Below are 2,512 nucleotides of genomic sequence, written 5' to 3' on the forward strand. Positions count from 1 at the left end.
GACACCGGCCAACGGTTGGGCCGCCATTACCACCGTTCGTTTTTCCAGTGCAGCGAGCCGCATCGCGCGAATGAACGTCGGTGGATGCAGGTAGGTGTCTACCAGCGGTGCAAATCCAGCTAAACCTAAAGCGGCCGGATAGGCGCTGATGATGAGTGCCTCGGGGTGCAGCATGGTGGAAAGTTTGGGAAACGAAGCCAGCAACTGAGGCAATCGCTGATTGTCCGATTTTCCCAGAATGCGGAATCCGTAAGGTTCCAGCGATGTTGAACCGGCTGCATACGACAGCTGGTTGGCTCCGAGATTCATGCGGTCGCTAGGACGTGATCGGATCATCGTCGCTTCCCATACAGAATTTCAAACGGAGGTTCCGCGACCAAACCCGACAACCGTTCTTCGCGAACGAGCGTGCCTTTGACATCCCACGTTGATAAATCAAACCACTCGCGGAAGAACTTCATCAAAAAGAACGGTTGCCAAATCTTGGTTTGAATCCACGTGTCATCGTACGAGAACAGGCCTTCGGTCCATTCGCGTTCTTCGTGGGTCCATGCCTGACGCCACTGGAAATCTTCGCGAGCGATACTTTGGATCCGGCGTGACGTGAACGAATCGCCAGGAATCACGAAGGCCACACTTCCACCGGGACGCAGCAACGAGGCAATCTTCACCGCGGCGGCCTCGAGGTCCTCGGCGGTATGCACATGGTTCCAGTACCATGCGGCGCTAATCAAGTCGATCGATTCGTCGGCGGCATCAAAGTCCGCAAACGTCGAACAAACGTAGCGAACCGCCGGATCTTCGTTCTGGGAATTGGCAATGTCGATCAAATCTTCGGAGCTGTCGACACCCACGATCGAGTTTGCGAAGGGCTTTAGAATCTGAGTCGACTCGCCATGCCCGCATGCGATATCGAGTGCCAATTCACATTTCTGTGGCACCAGCTGCTGCAGCGCAAGTTCGTGACAACGATGCACGGCATCGTAATACTCTCGCACACAGGTCACTGCGGATTTGTATTGGTCATAGTTCGTCCAGCGATACACGGTCATTGCAGAATTCCTTGAAGCATAGCTTTAAAAAAAATAGGAACGAAAACGGATGTGGCAACGTTGCCGCTATCCAGCTTGGTGGCCAAGACTTGGTGTTTAAGCAAGGATCATTGGCGTGGCGTAACAGCTTGTTACGACGTCCTGCATCGGCAGGATGTCATCTAGACTGGCAAAGATGTCAGTACAGAACGATCGACGATGGGGGTCGGCCGACATCATCATGACGATGCTGTCGGTTCCCAGCGTGGGGTGGATGAAATTCGAGCCTTCGATCACTTCGTATCCGATTCGCTGATAGAACGAGGCTAATTTTTTGTCCGCGTTGATCAAATTCAGCCGCGAGCCGAGGTTGACTTGGTCACGCCAAAATTCACGCACCATCGTTCGCAGTGTCTTCAAGGACGAGCAACCACTTCGGTTGATGCGGAACTTGCATGTCGACACCAAACAATCGTGATACCGCGTCATTAATTGAGGTGAATAGACATCTGCACAATCGACTTCCCCATCGACGGGCCGCGTTGCCGTCATCGCGCCAACCGGTTGCCCGTCGTACAACATGCTGTAGTGAAAACTGTACGAATCAAACGCAAACGAAGACTCGCCGCCTCCCTCACGACGCACCTGCATGACTTGTTCGTGGACTTGATTGTCCGTTCCAAAGTCGCGCGTGATCGTCAGTCCGAGCGAGTGGTCTTCGAACAGAAAACGATAAGGATCGGCAACTGCCATTCCGCTAGAACGCATAGCGATTCGATGCCTCCACTGCTCCTTCGCCTCCTAGTTCGTTGCCTGCACCAGCGAAGCAACCTGAATGGAAAAGCCATCGACGAAGGAGCTGTCTCGATGGCCTTACACTTCTTGGCCGCCGAGACATCGAGGGACAGGCCAGGGACAGGCGGATGTCCCGGCGAAAAGACCACGAAACGAAGGCCCAATGGGGCAAATGCAAACGAGCGAAAGCCGCCAGCATGTGAACAAATGACAACTCGCGATGATGACGCCTGATTAAGTTATTGCCGCGAACGGTGCGGTCAGAGAAGATTCGCTGTTAGCAATCGATGAGAATCAAGCGATCCGCGGAAGAGGTCCGCATGCCAGCAAAAAAAAAATACAACGACGGCACGTCCTGTCACGTCGCTGTCCCACGCCCTCTCGGATGAGTCGCGGCAGGGACCGCTGCGATTAGCCCACGACGTCCAAAGTGGGACATGAATACCTCAACCACCATCCATGCCCGGTAGAGACCGTTGACTGAGTTAGCCGTTTTGGCCCACACGGTGAAGCGTTTGGCGGCGGCGATCACGGCATTTGCGTTTTGTAGCTACGCTGCTCCGAAAACGGCATCCGGTAATTTGCTGGGTGCGGGCAGACCGATAGCGATGGCTCTTATGGACAAGGCCTTAAATATCGGCTTGTGGATTATTTGTGTTTAGGTGACGTGACGTCGTTCAGGCTGC

At 54.0% G+C, this 2,512-nt stretch carries 2 protein-coding genes and 1 pseudogene; all 3 read right to left on the reverse strand.

Annotated elements, in window-relative coordinates; all coding sequences use genetic code 11:
- Window positions 1–336, reverse strand: a pseudogene (locus ABX962_RS34570) (hypothetical protein); the annotation flags it as partial.
- Window positions 333–1,052: a class I SAM-dependent methyltransferase gene (locus ABX962_RS34575; protein WP_372726209.1), complete on the reverse strand. Its 720-nt coding sequence runs from the start codon at window positions 1,050–1,052 to the stop codon at window positions 333–335. The gene ABX962_RS34575 and the pseudogene ABX962_RS34570, both read right to left, overlap by 4 nt.
- A 96-nt stretch (window positions 1,053–1,148) precedes the next feature.
- Window positions 1,149–1,799 carry a hypothetical protein gene (locus ABX962_RS34580; RefSeq protein ID WP_372726210.1) on the reverse strand — a complete coding sequence of 217 codons (651 nt, stop codon included), beginning with the start codon at window positions 1,797–1,799 and terminating at the stop codon, window positions 1,149–1,151.
- Window positions 1,800–2,512 lie beyond the last annotated feature (713 nt).

This window comes from Novipirellula sp., assembly GCF_041583735.1.
Taxonomy (GTDB): domain Bacteria; phylum Planctomycetota; class Planctomycetia; order Pirellulales; family Pirellulaceae; genus Novipirellula.